The organism is Corynebacterium sp. MSK012 (assembly GCF_030232435.1).
Taxonomy (GTDB): Bacteria; Actinomycetota; Actinomycetes; order Mycobacteriales; family Mycobacteriaceae; genus Corynebacterium; species Corynebacterium jeikeium_D.
Map to the genome: position 1 here is coordinate 210,552 of NZ_JASPJU010000001.1, position 17,329 is coordinate 227,880.

Here is a 17,329-nt window from a genome sequence, read left to right on the forward strand (position 1 = left end):
CCATGGGTTGGTATATCGGAAAGAGACTCCTGCAGATGGTGCCGGTATTCTTCGGTGCCACACTGCTGATTTATGCAATGGTCTTCGCCATGCCAGGCGACCCCATTGCCGCACTGGCTGGCGATAAGCAGCTGCCACCGGAGCAGGTTGCAGCGCTACGCGCCCACTACCACCTGGATGAGCCTTTCCTCGTCCAGTACTGGGAGTACCTCAAGGGCCTGTTCACCCTGGATATGGGCGAGACCTTCTCCGGCCGCTCGGTCGGCGAGGAAATCGCGCTGGCTTTCCCTATTACGATTCGCCTGGCGCTGATGGCCGTTGCCATTGAGGCCATTTTCGGTATTGGCCTCGGCGTTATTGCCGGTATGCGCAAGGGCGGCTTCTTCGACTCCACCGTTCTGGTGATGTCCCTGCTGGTTATCGCAACTCCGACCTTCGTGCTCGGCTTCGTGGCCCGCTACCTCTTCGGTGTGCGCTGGGAGATCGTCTCCCCCACCGTTGGTAGCGATGCCTCCTTTACCTCCCTACTACTTCCGGCATTCGTGCTGGGTCTCGTCTCGGTTGCTTATGTTCTGCGACTGACGCGCTCCGAGGTCTCGTCGGCACGCCATGCTGACTTCGTACGCACTGCCCGCGCCAAGGGCTTGCCAACCTCTGAAGTCACCCGTCGCCACATCTTGCGCAACTCGCTAATTCCCGTTGTGACCTTCATCGGCGCTGATCTCGCGGCTCTGATGGGCGGCGCAATTGTCACCGAGGGCATCTTCAACGTGCCAGGTATCGGTGGCCTGATCTTCCACGCCGTCCAGATTGGTGAAGCTCCCACCGTGGTCAGCATCGTGACCATCCTGGTGGTTATTTACATGTTCGCCAACTTGCTCATCGACTTGCTCTACGCAGTCCTGGATCCGAGGATTCGTTATGCCTAAGCCAGATTCGACGCAGTTAGATTCGACTCAGCCAGAAAAGCAGGCCAACGCCGTGCATACCGGCACCGCGCAGGCCAACACCGCGCAGGCCCCCGCCGCACAGGCGACGAACCCCGACCACAAGCAGTTGCCGGATACCCCACCACTGGGGCTCTGGGGTTCGGCCTGGCAGAACCTGCGTTACCGCCCACTGTTCTGGGTTTCCGCATTCATTATTTTGCTCTCCATCGCAGTGGCCGCGTTCCCGTCACTGTTCACCTCTGTGGATCCGACGGCGGCAAACCTGCGTGACTCGCTGGCCCCGGCCCGCGACGGCCACCCGATGGGCTTCACTCAGCAGGGCTACGACGTCTACGCCCGTGTCATCTACGGTGCCCGCGCCTCGGTCATCGTCGGCATCGGCGTCACCCTGGCCGTGACCGTGGTGGGCATCATCCTCGGTGCCATCGCTGGCTATCTCGGCGGTTGGGTCGACGCGGTGCTCTCCCGCATCACGGACATGTTCTTTGCCATCCCCCTGATTCTCGCCGGCATCGTGCTGATGCAGCTGTTTACCGAACGCACCATCTGGTCCGTGGTCTTCGTGCTCGCTGCTTTCGGCTGGCCGCAGATGGCGCGCGTGGTGCGTTCCTCGGTGATCTCGGTGAAGAACGAGGAATACGTCACCGCCTCCAAGGCGCTCGGTCTGTCCAGCACTGGCATTCTCTTCCGCCATGTGCTGCCGAACTGCCTCGCCCCTGTCATCGTCATGGCCACGACCTCGCTGGGTATTTACATCGTCGCCGAGGCCACGCTGTCCTACCTGGGCATTGGCCTGCCGACGACCACCGTTTCCTGGGGCAACGACATCTCTGTCGCACAGCAGGTGCTCCGCCAGGCCCCGTCCAACCTGTTCTGGCCAGCACTCGCCCTGGCGATTACCGTTCTCGGCTTCATCCTCATGGGTGACGCTTTGAAGGATTCTCTCGACCCGAAGGAGCGTCGTCGATGAGCACCGACACCAATACTTCCGCAGCGCCCATTCTCACCTTGAAGGATGTCTGCATTGGCTTTCCGACGACCACAGCGTCCGGCCGCCGCAGTAAATCGTTGACCGATGTCGTGCATGACGTCGACCTTGAGGTTTTCCCCGGTGAGACGGTCGCCATTGTCGGCGAGTCCGGCTCGGGTAAGTCCACCACTGTCCACGCCGCGCTGGGGCTGCTGCCCGGTGATGGTGAAGTCACCGGTGGCACCATCACCTTCGATGGCCGTGACATCACACACCTGACCGACCGCGAGTTTGTTAGCATCCGCGGCAACGGCATCGGCCTGGTCCCCCAGGATCCGATGACCAATCTCAATCCAGTGTGGACCGTCGGTTCCCAGATTAAGGAGGCGCTGCGCGCCAACAACATCGCCACTGGCTCCGAGGCCCACAAAAAGGCGATTGAGCTGCTGGAACAGGCTGGCCTGCCGAACGCTAAAAAGCGTATCGACCAGTACCCGCACGAGTTCTCCGGTGGTATGCGCCAGCGCGCGCTTATCGCGATGGGCTTGGCCGCGCACCCAAAGCTGCTGATTGCCGATGAGCCCACTTCCGCTCTCGACGTGACCGTGGCGAAGAAGATCCTCGACCACCTCGACAAGCTCACTAGCGAACTCGGCACGTCCGTGGTGCTTATTACCCATGACCTCGGTTTGGCTGCCGAGCGCGCTGACCGACTCGTCGTTATGCAAGCAGGACGTGTCGTGGAGACCGGCCCTGCCCTGCAAGTTCTCACCCGCCCGCAGCATCCATACACCAAGCAGCTAATCGCGGCGGCTCCATCGCTGGCTGCCCGGCGCGGTGATCGCGTGGTGGCGGCGCCGACGACATCGGATGCGGACCAGAAGGAGATTCTGGTCGCGAAGAACTTGGTGCGCGACTTCGCCATCCGCGGCGACCGTCCGTGGCGCAAGGATTCCTTCCGCGCCGTCGATGACATCAGCTTTACGCTGCGTCGCGGTCGCACCATCGGAATCGTGGGCGAATCCGGTTCGGGCAAGTCCACTGTCGCCAACATGGCGCTGGGGCTGCTCGATCCGACCGAAGGCGAAGTGCTTTTCGACGGCAAACGCGTCCAGGGCCGGAATCGTAAAGAGGAGCTGGAGCTGCGGCGTCGCATTCAGCCGATTTTCCAGAACCCGTATGCGACGCTGGACCCGATGCGCACGGTGCATTCCTCCATCGAGGAGCCGCTGCGGATTCACAAGATTGGCACCAAGAAGGAGCGTGAGCAGCGCGTATTCGAGCTTCTCGACCGCGTCGCTCTTCCCGCGGAAATGGGGCGCCGCTTCCCCGGTGAGCTGTCGGGTGGTCAGCGTCAGCGTGTGGCGATTGCGCGTGCACTGGCCCTGAACCCTGAGGTTGTGGTCTGTGACGAGGCGGTGTCAGCACTCGACGTGGTGGTGCAGGCTCAGGTGCTCGAACTACTCGCCGAGCTGCAGGAAGAGATGGATTTGGCCTACCTGTTTATTACGCACGACCTCGCTGTGGTGCGGCAGGTGGCTGATGAGGTCATCGTGATGGAGCACGGCAAGATGGTTGAACACCGTCCGACCGACGATCTCTTCGATCACCCGGAGAAGGAATACACCCAGCGGCTGCTGGACGCCATCCCTGGTGCGTCGTTGGATTTGGATCTGTAGCTGGGCGGTGGCCTGTTTCCCCAGGGCACTTCGCTCCGCCCCCCTTCTGGGCCACTTCACGACACAGGCGTCACCTCGTACCAGCTGTGGAGGCGGCATGAGGTGACATAGGTGTCGTGAAGTGGCTGGGCGATTTTGAGTCGGAGCGGATTGAGCGAGAGAAGAGAGAAAGCTATCCGGAAAGACCGTCCAGACAGCCTGCTAGTCCTCCGGAGCAAGCTCGCTTTCAGTAACCCACTTGTGGTTCTTCATGGTCATGCCATCATCGTCAATATCGACCATGTACACCGGCTCCTGGGTGGAGTAGTCAACAGTGCCCTTGGCCCCCTTCATGCCCGCCATATGCTCGGCGTTGATGGTGATCTCGGAGCCGTCGGCAAGCGGTGCTTCGCCTGGGTTCTCCAGCTCCTCATGAACGACCCAGCGGTGGTCCTTCACCGGCTCACTGCCATCGGTCGGGGTGTAGGAAACGGAGTAGGTTGTGGTGGTGAAAACACCAACAACCTTGCCTTCTGCACCCTTCATGCCCGGCATGTGATCGGCGAGAACCTGCACTTCACTGCTGACCGGGAACTTCGCGTTGTCCGCCGCAATCATTCCCTCTGGAGCCGGACCACCATCGGCCGGATGGTCATGGCCGGCCATCGCGTCATCACCCTGGTCACCATGACCGCCATGCTCATCGGCATCGTCCATATCATCCATGTCGTCATGCCCCTCAGAGCTGGTGGCCGACACGGAAGAGCTGGTTTCGCTAACAGTGCTGCTTGCCTCAGTACTAGCCGAATCATCGGAGGAGCAACCGGCCAGCACAAGGACGCTGGCGGCACCCGCGGCTACGAGAGCATCTAGTGGTCGAATATTCTTTGCCATGGTTGAGCTCCTTTGTTGTTGATGTCAATCAATCTATGCCCTCACCCTAACAACGCTCCCCCGCCGTCACCATGCCTTACTTCCCGCGGCGGACGGAAATCGTCCAGCCAGCTTCACCGGTCTGCTCAAAGTTGGTGACCTCGTGGCCATCCTTCGCAGCCCAGCGCGGAATCGCATCCGTGGCCTGGGTGCAGTCGAATGGGATCACCAGCTCCTCGCCGACCTCAATCTTGTTGATCGCGTCCTTGGCCTCGATCAGCGGGAATGGGCACACCGCGCCGACGGTGTCGAGCTCGTAACGCCCATCGCCCAGTGGCGTGAGCTTGCCGTCTTCCTGCTTGACGACGCTCCGGTCGAGCAACGCTACCGGCGCGACAGTAAAGGCACCCGCCAGCGGGGAGGCCTCGGTGCCAGCGGCACCGGCACCTTCGCTACCCGGCAGGGACACAGGCGAAGTAGCAGTCGAAGTGACCGGAGCAGTTGCCGATACCGCTGTGTCGTTGGTGGTGGAAGGGGTGCTCGGGACGTCGTTAAGCGAAGGTGCGGACGGCTTCAGCCAGAGCTTTGCGGCGATAGCGACACCTGCGGCGATGGACGCCAGTGCGAGCCAACCCTGGTAGCTGAACAGCGAGGTCTGGACCATGCCGTTACCGACGGTGCAGCCGCCGGCCCACGCAGCGCCGACGCCCATGCAGATGCCGCCGACGACCGAGCGTGCGCCCTGGGTTGCGTCCGGGACGCGGAGGCGGAATTCACCGGAGGCCTTAGCCGCGATGAAGGAGCCAACGAGGATGCCGAGGACGAGGAGGACGCCCCAGTCGAAACGCTCAGTGTCACCAGTGACAACGTAGTTGGCAAGGTTGGAGGACGGAGTCGTGATGCCGAGGCCGTCGTTGCGGCCGGTGGCAGCGGACAGCGGCCATGCGATAACGCCGAGCACACCAACGGCAACAGCGGTGGCGTAAACATGCCAGGGCTTTTCGGCCAGGATGTGTGCCAGGCCGGTCTTGCGCGGCGCCAGAGTGGCCGGGCGCGGGCCGGAGAATTCTTCGCGCAGGAAGCGGACAGCGAAGTATGCCGTGACGGCGCTCAGCGCGATGACCAGTGGCCAGATGCTAATGCCCAGAGAGGCGTGGATGCTGGTCAGGCCGACGGTGCGGTCCTTCAGGGAATCCTGCAGGCCGTTGAGGAAGCCAGTCTTCATGGCAGCAGCGGATAGGGCGTAAAAGACCAGTGCGATCCAGGAGCCGATCAGGCCCTCACCGGAGCGGTACCAGGTACCCGAGGCGCAGCCACCGGCCAGGACGATACCCAGTCCGAAGATAACGCCACCGACAATAACGGCCAGCGGTGCCAGCTCGTTGTATTCGGGAGTAATCACGCCGGCGCTGGTCAGTGCGGCCAGGCCGATGGCGTGGACGGAAATAACAATCAGCAGGGCGACAAAGCCGCGCCAGCTGCGCTGAGTGAAGATGTCGCGCAAGAAGCCGGTGACGCAGAAGCGTCCTCGCTGCATAACAAAGCCGAGCACGGCACCCAGCGCTAGTCCTGAAATGAGCATGAGAGTGTTTCTCCTAAATTTATGAGCCAGTCCGCCATCAAAGCCATAATGAACAGACCTGTCTATTAGTGGATTAGAAGCTACTCTACACAGCGAAAAAAGTCCAACTTAATGAAGTTTTCACAGGGTAGAACACCTGCCAATAGACAGACCGAACCGTATAGTTGCTGGTGAGAAGCGCAAGTTGTGGCAAGCTAAAACACTATGAGCGCACAGAATTCAGCCCTGGTTGGACACCAGCGACACCAGCGGCTCCTTGCGATGCGCTCGATACTCGACCTTCCTTTTACCCATGCTTTCGCCCTTGACCCTCAGGCGGTCATCGATATTTCCGGCGTGGCCCGCCTCAACGAGCTCAATGCCAAAAATGTCGTGACAATCGACAGCTTGCGTTCACTCGCCCACACCAACACGCAGGACTTTTACGCCATCGATGACGCGGCAGAAGCTCTGGGCACCGCCTTGCGAATGGCGATTTCCTCCCGGCAGCTACTCTGGTTCAGCTCGCTGCCCGAAAGTGATGTGAAGAAGGTACAAAACATCCTCGGCGGCGACATCGTTCATGTGGTGGGCCCGGAACTGGCCGTCGATAAGCTCGATGGCAGTACCCTCGAGCTTCCCACTGCGCTGAAACAGCGCGGAGAACCACTGGTGCCCATCGCTATCTCGCCAAGCGAGCTGGTGCAGGCCTGGGCACACGGCAGTCTCGAGCAGCAAAAACTGCTCGCTTACCTGCTGGAGGGAACAAATACGCTGGTCATGCAGCAAAAGGATCTGCATGCACTACGCAAAGTCGGGACCAAACTCATCGAGCGCAACCCCGTGTGGCGCCTGCTCTACAACCCGAAAGTGTTGGCCTACCTGGTGGTGATGGTCTACTCTTCGCTCCGCGCGCTACCTGTGGTTTTCGTCCCCGGATTCCACGGCAATGTCTGGGTGCTGTGGAGCATCGACATCATTACCGCTATCCCCTACACCTGGGGAATTGTCGAGATGATCACCGGCCGCTCATTCGGCCGAAGAATGCTGGGGCTCCTGATCACCCTAGTGACTTTCGTCTCGCCTTACGTCTACTTCTGGGCCAATGGGCGCGATTATCCGATGTGGGTCACCATCTTTGTCATCGCGTTAATTGTCGCAGCCTGCGCCGTCGAATACGTCCGCTGGCTGCGCGACCGCGCCATCTCCGCAATCCTGCGCCAACCACCCACCAACTGCCGCTAGCGACCGCTAAGCGAGCGCCGCACGCCGCCAATAATCAGCCAGGCACCGGCGGCAACGTTGACAGCCACAAGCCCGTGGATAGACGTCTTGCTTAACGACGCTGCCATCGTCTCACTTGCGATAAGCATGCCGGTCGAGACAATCCAGATGAACGTTGCGGCAATGTTGGCAATCCGGCCGCGTTCCACGCGGAATGGATGCGTGTAGTGCAGCGGCACCAACGTCATTGCGCTGAAGATAAAAATGGCAGAGATACACACCGCCATGGGCGCGTTCCATACCCACAGCAAGACCGCCACGATATTCCACGCGGCGGGGAAACCAACGAAGTAGTAGTCGCCGGACTTGGCGGCTTCGTTGGCATAGCAGAACATCGACGACACCAGGACCAAAATAATCAGGGCAATCGCCAACGGCCGTGGCCCCAGCGGCAGATACATAACCATGAAAGCCGCGGGTATGGCGGTCCAGGTGAGATAGTCGACGATGTTGTCCACCACTGCGCCGTTAAACCACGGGACGACTTCCTTGATGTGATGCTTACGCGCCATATTGCCGTCGACACCATCGACGACGAGGGCAATTCCCAACCAAAACCACATCCAATGTGGGCGGCCCTCCAGCAGTGCGACCGCAGCCAGCGTTGCCCACACCAAACCGGTCAGCGTGAAGGCATGCACAGCCCAGGCGATGACATGCTGGCGCCGGGTGAAGCGGGTGAAGGTCGCGGCGGTGCTGGCAGTATCGGCGCAGGCAGTATCTGGCCCACTGGCGGTACTAGAACTGGCATTGTCGGAGCGAGTAGTAGCGTTCACGGCAGATGTCCTTTAGAGAACAAAATGCGCACAACTGCAAACCTTTATCGCAGTTGTGCGCAGAGTCGATTTTTTTCAATCGGTGAGTATAACGGCCGATGGGTCGTTTTCCCGTATTTTTACTCGGGCTTGTTCCGAGTTATTTAACGACGATCCTCGAACCAACCGGTAACAGCCGGTGCTGTGTTCTCGTAGACCAGCTTGGCTTCGGTGTACTCCTCCAGGCCGGTCGGGCCCAGCTCACGACCAATACCGGACTGACCAAAGCCACCCCACTCGGCCTGTGGCAGGTAGGGCCCAAAGTCGTTGATCCAAACGGTACCGTGACGCAGCTCGCGGGAAACACGCTCAGACACCTCGCGGTTGGATGACCACACCGCACCGGCCAGGCCGTATTCGGTGTCGTTGCCGATCTCGATGGCCTCGTCAACCGTGGTGAAGGTCTCCACCGTCACTACCGGGCCAAAGGCCTCGTCGTGAACGCAGTCCATATCGCGGGTGACCTGGTCAATCACGGTTGGGAGGTAGAAGTAGCCGTCGGCAAGCGAGGCGGAACCATCGGCGGTGGTGCCCGTGGCGATCTCACCGCCTACGCGCACACGAGCGCCCTGCTCACGAGCCCGATCGACGTATGCCGCGACCTTATCCAAGTGCTGCTTCGAAATCAGCGCACCGGTCTCGGCCTTCTCGTCGAGCGGACCGCCGAGCTGGATGTGTCCGGCGCGCTCGACCAGATCGTCGACAAACTTCTCGGCGATGGACTCCTCCACAATCAAGCGAGCGCCCGCCGAGCACACCTGACCGGAGTGCAGGAAGGCAGCATTGAGGGCATTGTCCAAAGCGGCTTCGTAATCGGCGTCGGCGAAGATAATGTTCGGGTTCTTGCCGCCGAGCTCAAGCGCGACCTTCTTCACAGACTTAGCCGCTTCACCAGCAATAATCTTGCCAGTGACAAGACCGCCAGTGAAGGAGACCATGTCCACCTTCGGATGCGAGGACAGCGGTGCGCCCGCTTCGGCACCGGCTCCGGTAATGAGGTTGGCAACGCCTGCCGGAACACCCAGATCATCGATGACATGCATGAGCAGAATTGCTGTGTGCGGAGTCAGCTCCGCCGGCTTGAGCACAAAGGTATTGCCCGTGGCCAGCGCCGGTGCGACCTTCCAGGCCGTCTGCAGCAGTGGGTAGTTCCACGGCGTAATCAGACCACAGACACCGACGGGCTCACGCACAAGACGCGCGACGACGGACGGGTCATCCGCATCCACGAGACGACCGGCATCATTGCCTGCAAGCTTCCCGAAGTACTCAAAGCAGGCGATGATGTCATCCATATCGGCTGCCGCCTCTGGCAGGCGCTTACCGGTATCCATAGCCTCTGCCCAGGCAAATTCGTCCTTGCGCTGCCTGATGGCAGCACCGATATCGAGTACCAACTTGCTGCGCTCAGCTGTGCTCCAGGATGCCCAGGAACCTTCTCCGGTACGTCGGAAAGCAGCGTCGGCGGCGGCGATGGCGCGCTCGGTGTCGGTGGCGTCTGCTTCCGCGACCTCGGCGATGAAAGAGCCGTCGGCCGGGCACTCGATGGTGCGAGTGTTGCCAGCGGCTGCAGCGGACCAGGTGCCGTTGATAAACAGCGTGGCGGCCCCTTCGTGAGATTTGGCGGTCTCGGGTGCGAGAGCCTTATCAGTAGTGGAAGGCTTAAAGGTCATTTAGGAATCCTCCTTGGCATAGTCATCAGACCATTCGCGGACAGGTTCGGCATTATCGGACAAATCTGAGGTGCCCGGGAGATCAGACTGCATATGCAGGAACTCCAAGTGCCGTTCGTAGAGGTCGAGGACGTCGGAAATCAGCTGCTCTTGGGTGTAGCCATAGACGTCGTAGCCGAGCGAGCCGGTAAGCGTGAAGACCTCGAGGCGGTAGTAGTAAATATCAGCATCACTGTCCAGGTGTACCAGGCCAGCGAAAGACGGCGTCAAGTGTTCAACCGGATAGACCTGGTAGCGGAAGCTCATCTCCTCGCCGAAACCGACCTGCAGGTCAATCTGGTCGATGCCAACTTCTTCTGCTGGTTCACGGTGCAGCGTCACTTCGCCGCCACGGTCCCTGATAGCTTCTGCCACCTGTTCAAGCGCGGGCTGTACCACTCGGTCGAGGTAGCGCATGACTGGCTTCTTGCCCGGGAAGGACATGGAGCGGGCAAGTCGCTTACGCCAGTCGCCCTGTTCGCCATCTACGGCGCGGCCCGACATCGCACCATGGAGGGCCCGACGTGTCGAATCCTGTTGCAACAGCTCCAGTCGCAGCGACTTAAACAGGCCATACATCACCAGATAGATGACAAAGGCGAACGGCAGGCCCATCACAATCGTCGCGGACTGCAGTGTCGGAATACCGCCGACGTAGAGCATCGCGATGGTCAGCACACCGACCACGACAGCCCAGAAAATACGGGTCCACTTCTTACCGTCCTGCTGCGTGTCGGTGATCTTCGAAGTGAAGTTACTCATCACCAGTGCTGCCGAGTCAGCCGAGGTGATGTAGAGCAGCAGACCGATTAGGGAGGCGACTGCCGCCACCAACATCGGTGCCGGGTACTGCTCTAGCAGAAGGTAGAAGGCGCGCTCCGGGTAATCCAATGCAGTCTGCCCAAACTCCGAATCGCCACCGATAACCAGGTCCAGAGCCGAGTTACCGAACACCGATACCCACATCAGAACGAAGAGGAATGGAATGGTCAGCGTGCCGACGACAAACTGACGCAGACTACGGCCACGGGAAATGCGAGCCAGGAACAAACCGACGAACGGTGCCCAGGCCACCCACCAAGCCCAGAAGAACAGGGTCCAGGAGTTCAACCATTCCTGCGCTCCGGAGAACGCGTAGGTATCCATAGTCATGGACGGGAACTTCGAGACGTACTCACCGACGTTCATCACCAGTGCGTCAAACAGGAACGCGGTGCGGCCGGTAACCAGGATGTAGAGCATCAAGCAGATGGCCAGGCCAACGTTGAGCTCCGAGAGACGACGAATTCCCTTGTCGACACCGGAAACTGCGGAGGCGATAGCCACCGATACGGCCACGACGATTAGAGCGATCTGCCAGGACGTACTCTCATCCACCCCGAACAGCACACGCAGGCCGTAATTCAGCTGGACGACGCCGATACCCAGCGAGGTTGCGACACCGAAAACGGTACCCAGCATCGCCGCGATTTCGACCGCTTCACCAGCGGGGCCGTGGATGCGCTTGCCGATAATCGGATAGAGCGCCGAACGAATGGTCAGCGGCATGTTCAGGCGATACGCGAAGTAGCCGAATGCCATACCCATCAGGGCGTAGAGTGCCCAACCGGTCACGCCATAGTGGAAGAGCGTGAACACCACTGCCTGACGTGCAGCTTCGATGGTCTCCGCGTCTCCGGTCGGCGGGCCATAAAACTGTGCCACCGGCTCCGCTACCGAGAAGAAGAGCAGGTCAATGCCGATACCCGCCGCAAAGAGCATAGAGGCCCAGGAGAACAGACCAAACTGAGGCTTGGCGTGATCGGGGCCGAGCTTAATCTGTCCCGTTCGCGAGATAGCGACGTAGAGCATGAAGAGCACTGCCACCGTCGCGGTCACAATATAGAACCAGCCGAAGTTCTTCGATACCCAGGCGACAATGCCAGCTAGGGTGTCCGCTGCATTGTCCGGGGCAAAAATAGCCCACAGGGCAATGGCAAGAATGCCAACACCTGAAATAATAAATACAGGCCAGTTGACCTCAGGCTCGGAGGTCACACTCGCTTGCGCTTGTTGTGGAGGGGCCGACTGCGATCGCTGCATTCCTTGCGACGATCCAGATTTTTCCTCCGTTACCTTCTCAGTTGGCGGAGTATCAGACATAGGAAAATCCTTCAGATTCGGGAACTAACCCAGCATACCTAGTTTGAATAATCCCTCAAGTTTAAGAATCGATTCAGAAGAATTCTCCACCCCAACATCAACATCTTCACCTGCATATTTATCCAGTTTTCAAGGCGTTTAAAATCATTCCAACTGGAATTGAATACCAATTGTGTGGCATTCTATATAGGTGAAGGGGATTTGAGATACGCCTCCGGCCACTTATTCCAATATCAATATATAGGGCCTGCCTTTAAATATTACTTGGGGCTTATCGGGGCTTATCGCAGTCCTTGAAAACCAGTCCGATATACATCGGCAAACAACCTACGGAGGTACACCAGAACATGGGAGCTTTCCCGGCTGTCTTCAACTTCGGTAAAAAGAATGGCAACACCACAGTCGAACACCGCGACGTCGTCATCGTTGGCGCGGGCTCTGCCGGCTCTGTGCTGGCTAACCGGCTGTCCGCAGACCACACTCAGCAGGTGCTCGTACTCGAGGCCGGCCGCATGGACTCCCTCTGGGACCTCTACATTCACATGCCTTCGGCGTTCTCCTTCCCAATCGGTAACAAGTACTACGACTGGAAGTACGAATCCGAGCCGGAACCGGAGATGAACGGTCGCCGTATCTACCACGCCCGCGGCAAGGTCGTCGGCGGTTCCTCCTCCATCAACGGCCAGATCTACCAGCGCGGTAACCCCATGGACTACGACAAGTGGGGCGACACCAAGGGGCTGGAGAACTGGGGCTGGAACCACGTTCTGCCTTACTTCAAGCGCATGGAAAATGCGCTCGGCTCCGACAAGGACGACCCGCGCCGTGGCCACGACGGGCCGCTGCGCATGAAGCGCGGTCCGGCCGATTCTCCGCTGTTCAAGGCCTTCTTCAGGTCTGTTCAGCAGGCCGGCTACAACTACACGCCGGACGTCAACGGCTACCGCCAGGAGGGCTTCGGTCCCTTCGACGCGAACATCGACAAGGGCCGTCGCCTCTCCGCTGCCCGCGCATACCTGCACCCAGCCCTGCAGCGTCCAAACCTGGAGCTTCGCACCCGCGCAGAAGCCACCCGCATCCTCTTCGAGGGAACCAAGGCCGTCGGCATCGAGTACACCTGGAAGGGTCGTACACACCAGGTGCGAGCAGACAAGGTCATCCTCTGCGGTGGCGCTTTCAACTCTCCGCAGCTGCTCGAGGTCTCCGGCGTTGGCGATGAGAAGATTCTGAATGCCGCCGGAGTGAACGTCGTCAAGCACCTGCCTGGTGTCGGCGAAAACCTGCAGGACCACCTGGAGGTCTACATTCAGTACAACGCCACCCAGCCGGTGTCTTCACAGCCGTACCTGGAGAAGTGGCGTTGGCCGTTCATCGGTCTGTGGTGGATGCTCACCCACAAGGGCCCGGTGGCAACGTCGCACTTCGAGGGTGGCGGTTTCGCGCGCTCCAACGACAACGAGCCCTACCCGAACCTGATGTTCCACTTCCTGCCGCTGGCCATGCGTTACGACGGCACGAAGATCGATAGCCCGCACGGTTTCCAGTTCCACGTTGGTCCGATGTACTCGGATGCCCGTGGCCATGTCCACATCACCTCCTCGGACATCAAGGTCAAGCCGTCGATCCTGTTCAACTACCTGTCCACTGATCAGGACCGCCGTGAATGGGTCGAGGCTGTGAAGGTCTCCCGTAAGCTGCTGGACACTCCGGCAATGAAGGAGTACACCGACGGCGAGATTTCCCCGGGTGCAGATGTGCAGACCGACGAGGAAATCCTCGAGTGGGTCCGCAAGGATGCCGAGACCGCACTGCACCCATCCTGCACCTGCAAGATGGGCCCGGCCTCCGACGAGATGGCCGTGGTCGATCCGGAGACCATGCAGGTCCACGGCACCGAGGGCCTCTACGTGGTTGACGCTTCGGTCATGCCGGGCATCACCAACGGCAATATCTACGCACCGACTATGATGATTGCCGAAAAGGCCGCTGACCTCATCGCCGGCAAGACCCCGCTGGCACCGCAGGACATTCCGTTCTACCGCGCTGGCCAGGGTATGCCGCTGGATCCGCCGGAGAGCACCAAGTAGTTCTTGAGTTCTTGAGGCGGTAGCGCGGCGTCTATTGCGCAACGTCGTTCGTCGGCATTGGCCGGGTTCTCCCACGCGGGGGAATCCGGCCTTAGTGTTACTCTCGCCCCTATGAGCAGTACAACCTCGCAGACACTCGAAAACCTCCGACGCTCATCAATCATTTTGGCGCCGATGGCCGGTGGCCCATCCACGCCCGAACTCGTCGCTGCCGTTTCCAATGCTGGCGGGGTTGGCACCCTTGCCGCCGGATATCTCACTGTCGAAAAGCTCACTGAACAAGCACGGAAGACGTGCGCACTGCTTGACGACGGCAAAGGTTTCGGCATCAACCTCTTCTGCCCCAACACTGCTGACGCCGGTATCGGAACCTCAGAGGAGGAACTTGCTCAGTGGACCGCTTTTCGTAATCGTCTGGCGCCGGCCGCTGCCCACTTCGACATCGACTTGCCTGACACTCCGACCTGGTCAGATGACTACTTCTCGGCGAAAGTCGAGGCAATTCTCGCTGATGACTTTCTGCCCAATCCCGATGCCCTGAAGTTCGTCTCCTTTACCTTTGGCTACCCAGATAACGAGGTCATTGCTCGGGTAAAGGAATCAGGCCGCAAAGTGATTTTGAATGCGACCTCAATTGAGGGTGTACAGGCGGCGGCGAAGGCTGGCGCTGATCGCATTGTCCTGCAGGGACTAGCTGCGGGTGGGCACCGCGCATTTGTGAAGGGGAAGGATTCGTCCGACAGCATTGGGGCCTCTGTGGAAGAGCTCGCCCAAGCAGTCACCGAAGCATGTGCAGTTACCAATGTTCCCATCATCGCCGCTGGTGGGGTGGGTAACCGAGAGGACGTCGTCAAGCTTGTGGAAGCCGGCGCGGTGGCTGTGCAAGCTGGCACACGGTTCCTCACCACCGCGGAGGCGGGTACGAAGGAGACGCACCGACGGGCACTGCGTGATTTGGTGGGGCGTGACACCGTTTTGACTCATGCTTTTTCCGGCAAGCCAGCGCGTGCCATCGAGAACACGTTTACCCGGGAGTTTTCTAGGGTCGCGCCGGAGCTTTACCCGCAACTGCACTACTTGACCACACCGCTTCGCGGCGCGGCGAATAAGGCCGTCGATCCCGAGTATCTCAATTTGTGGGCAGGTATTGCGTTTGCGCAGTGCACGAATCAATATGCGGCGGATGTTGTTGCGGAGCTTTCCGGCTTGGCCGAGTAATACGAAGCCGCCGATGCTACAAACTGCAAAATGACCAGCCCCGGACATATATCGCGGCTGGTCATTTGGCTTTATTTGTGACGACGACTTTTATGGCGACGGCGCGGTTGTGGCGTTAAGCGTCTAGCAGCCAATCGTTCGGGCTGAACAGCTCGAAGTGAACGTTATCGCGAGCAACACCGCGATCGGCGAGCTGCTGGCGAATGGCCTGCAGGAAGCCGTTGCCACCACAGAGGTAGAACTGAGCGCCCTCCGGCAGCTCCGCATCCGCCAGATTCATCAAATCCGGCTCGTACCACACCTGCTGGCGAGCATTGGTCAGAGCGGCGACAGCATTGTCACGCTCTGCGCGCAGGGCATCTGCGGTTTCTGCACGGTCCGCGTGGAGGACGACAACATCTCGCTTAGAGTCGCCAGCCACCAGGGCATCCAACATGCCGATCATGGGAGTGGCACCAATACCTGCGGAAATAAGCACCACCGGGTCGTTTGATTTGGTGTCCAACACCAGGTCACCTGCCGGCAGAGAGATCTCGATGGCATCGCCCGGCTGCACCTTTTCCCACAGCTGTGTGGAAACTTCGCCAGCCGGCAGGTCCTCAGAGGCATCGACACGACGAACCGCGAAGGTCAGAACACCTTCCTTGCCGCCGACCAGAGAGTATTGACGTAGCTGGCCGGCGCCGTCCGGCATGGTCTGACGCACGGAAATGTACTGTCCCGGGAGGTAGGAAACGGGGGTTTCGTCGTCAAGCTTGACGGAGAATACTGCGACATCATCACCGCGCTCTTCACGAGAGACGACGTGAGCGGCGCGGAAAACATCACCTGCTTCGACGCCGAGGTCGTCATAGAGCCCCTTCTCGAAGTCGATGAGAACACGCTGCATCTCCAGGTAGACGGCATCCCATGCGTCGCGGACAGCCCCCTGAAAGACCTCTGGGGTGAGGATTTCCTCGATGGCATCGAAGAGGTGCTTGTGCACGATTGGGTACTGCTCCGGCTTGATGCCAACGGAAATGTGCTTGTGGCCGATGCGGGAAAGCAGTTCTTCCGGGGCAGGAGCGTCTGGGTCGACCAGCGTAGCTGCGAAGGTAGCGACGGATGCCGCCAGCGCCTTCTGCTGAGCCCCCTGCTTCTGGTTGCCGCGGTTGAAGGTATCGGCAATGAGTTCGGGGTGAGCAGCGAACATCCGGTTGTAGAAGTTCGGCGTGATTTTCTCGATGTTGGCACCGACGACGGGCAGGGTTTGGGTGACGACTTCGGCCTGCTCTGGAGTCAGGCCGTTCTTGTTGACATTCAGGTTTGGCATGACTTCACACTATCACCATATTGCGCATTTTGTTTGCGCAATATTGTTTGTTGGCGCCAAAACTAGTCTTTGCAGTTGCGAATCAACCGCTTTTAGCTGCAGAAACGGCGCCGCCAAAAGTCTTGACAGACAAGCTTCGACAGCACCACTCTCAGCTCTTTTCAAATCGAGATTAGGCCTTCAGTTCTACGCCTAAACCACCTAAACCGGACGAATATTGAGCCTCGACCCCTCAGACAAGCTACCTCCCTCGGAAGTATCACCATCCGCACCATCAACCGACTTGGCGGGAATGAGATCAGCAATCAACACCGGATCGAGTGCCGCGAAGAACGCCTCCTGTGCAGCCGCTAACTTGCCACGCAACAGGCACGTCGGCAGCAATGGACAGTCAGTGCCGACACAATCGACGACCTCGTTGTTTTCCAGAGTGCGCAGCAGCTTGCCGACGGATTTTTCCGTAGCCGAATCTCGCAGATAGATGCCACCATTGCGCCCCTTGACCGCTTCCAAGAAGCCGAGCTCCACAAGCCGCGAGACAACCTTGGAAACATGCGCGCGAGACGCATTGAGAGACTCCGCTACCTCGGCAGCGGTGTATTTGCGCCCCAGCTCCCCCATCGCCATCAAAGTGATGACACGCAGGCTCAAATCAGAGAAAAGCGTTAGTTGCATTGCGTGTCATCCTTCATCGTTGTACTGCACAAACCACCCCCTTGCCAGCCACTTCGGGCAACAAGGGGGTGG

At 59.6% G+C, this 17,329-nt stretch carries 13 protein-coding genes; 6 read left to right on the top strand and 7 right to left on the bottom strand.

Annotated features, from left to right (window positions below):
- Window positions 1–2: 2 nt before the first annotated feature.
- From QP977_RS00890 to QP977_RS00900, 3 genes are read left to right on the top strand one after another with little or no spacing between them, the layout of a single operon-like run.
- Complete coding sequence (locus QP977_RS00890) at window positions 3–929, top strand: ABC transporter permease (protein WP_016421610.1); 927 nt, start codon at window positions 3–5, stop codon at window positions 927–929.
- Window positions 922–1,920 carry an ABC transporter permease gene (locus QP977_RS00895; protein ID WP_049171781.1) on the top strand — a complete coding sequence of 333 codons (999 nt, stop codon included), beginning with the start codon at window positions 922–924 and terminating at the stop codon, window positions 1,918–1,920. Before QP977_RS00890 ends, QP977_RS00895 begins: the two co-directional genes overlap by 8 nt.
- A complete protein-coding gene (locus tag QP977_RS00900) occupies window positions 1,917–3,599 on the top strand; it encodes a dipeptide ABC transporter ATP-binding protein (RefSeq protein WP_049171783.1) in 1,683 nt (560 codons plus the stop codon). Before QP977_RS00895 ends, QP977_RS00900 begins: the two co-directional genes overlap by 4 nt.
- A 201-nt stretch (window positions 3,600–3,800) precedes the next feature.
- On the opposite strand, the gene QP977_RS00905 is transcribed toward QP977_RS00900, so the two are convergent.
- Window positions 3,801–4,472: a YdhK family protein gene (locus tag QP977_RS00905; protein WP_284847051.1), complete on the bottom strand. Its 672-nt coding sequence runs from the start codon at window positions 4,470–4,472 to the stop codon at window positions 3,801–3,803.
- 76 nt (window positions 4,473–4,548) lie between these two features.
- The gene (locus QP977_RS00910; protein ID WP_070767100.1) at window positions 4,549–6,033 is read right to left on the bottom strand and encodes a YeeE/YedE thiosulfate transporter family protein; all 1,485 of its coding nucleotides are present in this window, start codon (window positions 6,031–6,033) and stop codon (window positions 4,549–4,551) included.
- A 204-nt stretch (window positions 6,034–6,237) separates the two neighbouring features.
- On the opposite strand from QP977_RS00910, the gene QP977_RS00915 reads away from it, so the two are divergent.
- Window positions 6,238–7,257 carry a hypothetical protein gene (locus tag QP977_RS00915; protein WP_070652725.1) on the top strand — a complete coding sequence of 340 codons (1,020 nt, stop codon included), beginning with the start codon at window positions 6,238–6,240 and terminating at the stop codon, window positions 7,255–7,257.
- Here QP977_RS00915 and QP977_RS00920 read toward each other — a convergent pair.
- The 3 genes from QP977_RS00920 to betT form a co-directional block, all read right to left on the bottom strand.
- Window positions 7,254–8,072, bottom strand: coding sequence for a CDP-alcohol phosphatidyltransferase family protein (locus QP977_RS00920; RefSeq protein WP_284847052.1), 819 nt, complete (start codon window positions 8,070–8,072; stop codon window positions 7,254–7,256). The two genes, QP977_RS00915 and QP977_RS00920, sit on opposite strands and share 4 nt — an antisense overlap.
- Window positions 8,073–8,215: 143 nt before the next feature.
- Entirely contained in the window at window positions 8,216–9,784 is a 1,569-nt protein-coding gene (locus tag QP977_RS00925; protein WP_284847053.1) for an aldehyde dehydrogenase family protein, read from the bottom strand.
- The gene (gene betT, locus QP977_RS00930; protein WP_049190998.1) at window positions 9,785–11,965 is read right to left on the bottom strand and encodes a choline BCCT transporter BetT; all 2,181 of its coding nucleotides are present in this window, start codon (window positions 11,963–11,965) and stop codon (window positions 9,785–9,787) included.
- Window positions 11,966–12,312: 347 nt separating this feature from the next.
- Here betT and betA point away from each other — a divergent pair, with 347 nt between their 5' ends.
- Together betA and QP977_RS00940 are read left to right on the top strand one after the other, a co-directional pair.
- Window positions 12,313–14,052: a choline dehydrogenase gene (betA, locus tag QP977_RS00935; protein WP_070767098.1), complete on the top strand. Its 1,740-nt coding sequence runs from the start codon at window positions 12,313–12,315 to the stop codon at window positions 14,050–14,052.
- Between the two features lie 111 nt (window positions 14,053–14,163).
- The gene (locus QP977_RS00940; protein WP_065421657.1) at window positions 14,164–15,270 is read left to right on the top strand and encodes an NAD(P)H-dependent flavin oxidoreductase; all 1,107 of its coding nucleotides are present in this window, start codon (window positions 14,164–14,166) and stop codon (window positions 15,268–15,270) included.
- Between the two features lie 115 nt (window positions 15,271–15,385).
- Here QP977_RS00940 and QP977_RS00945 read toward each other — a convergent pair whose 3' ends face one another.
- Complete coding sequence (locus tag QP977_RS00945) at window positions 15,386–16,582, bottom strand: globin domain-containing protein (protein WP_049171798.1); 1,197 nt, start codon at window positions 16,580–16,582, stop codon at window positions 15,386–15,388.
- 201 nt (window positions 16,583–16,783) lie between these two features.
- Window positions 16,784–17,257: an Rrf2 family transcriptional regulator gene (locus tag QP977_RS00950; RefSeq protein ID WP_070595680.1), complete on the bottom strand. Its 474-nt coding sequence runs from the start codon at window positions 17,255–17,257 to the stop codon at window positions 16,784–16,786.
- Window positions 17,258–17,329 lie beyond the last annotated feature (72 nt).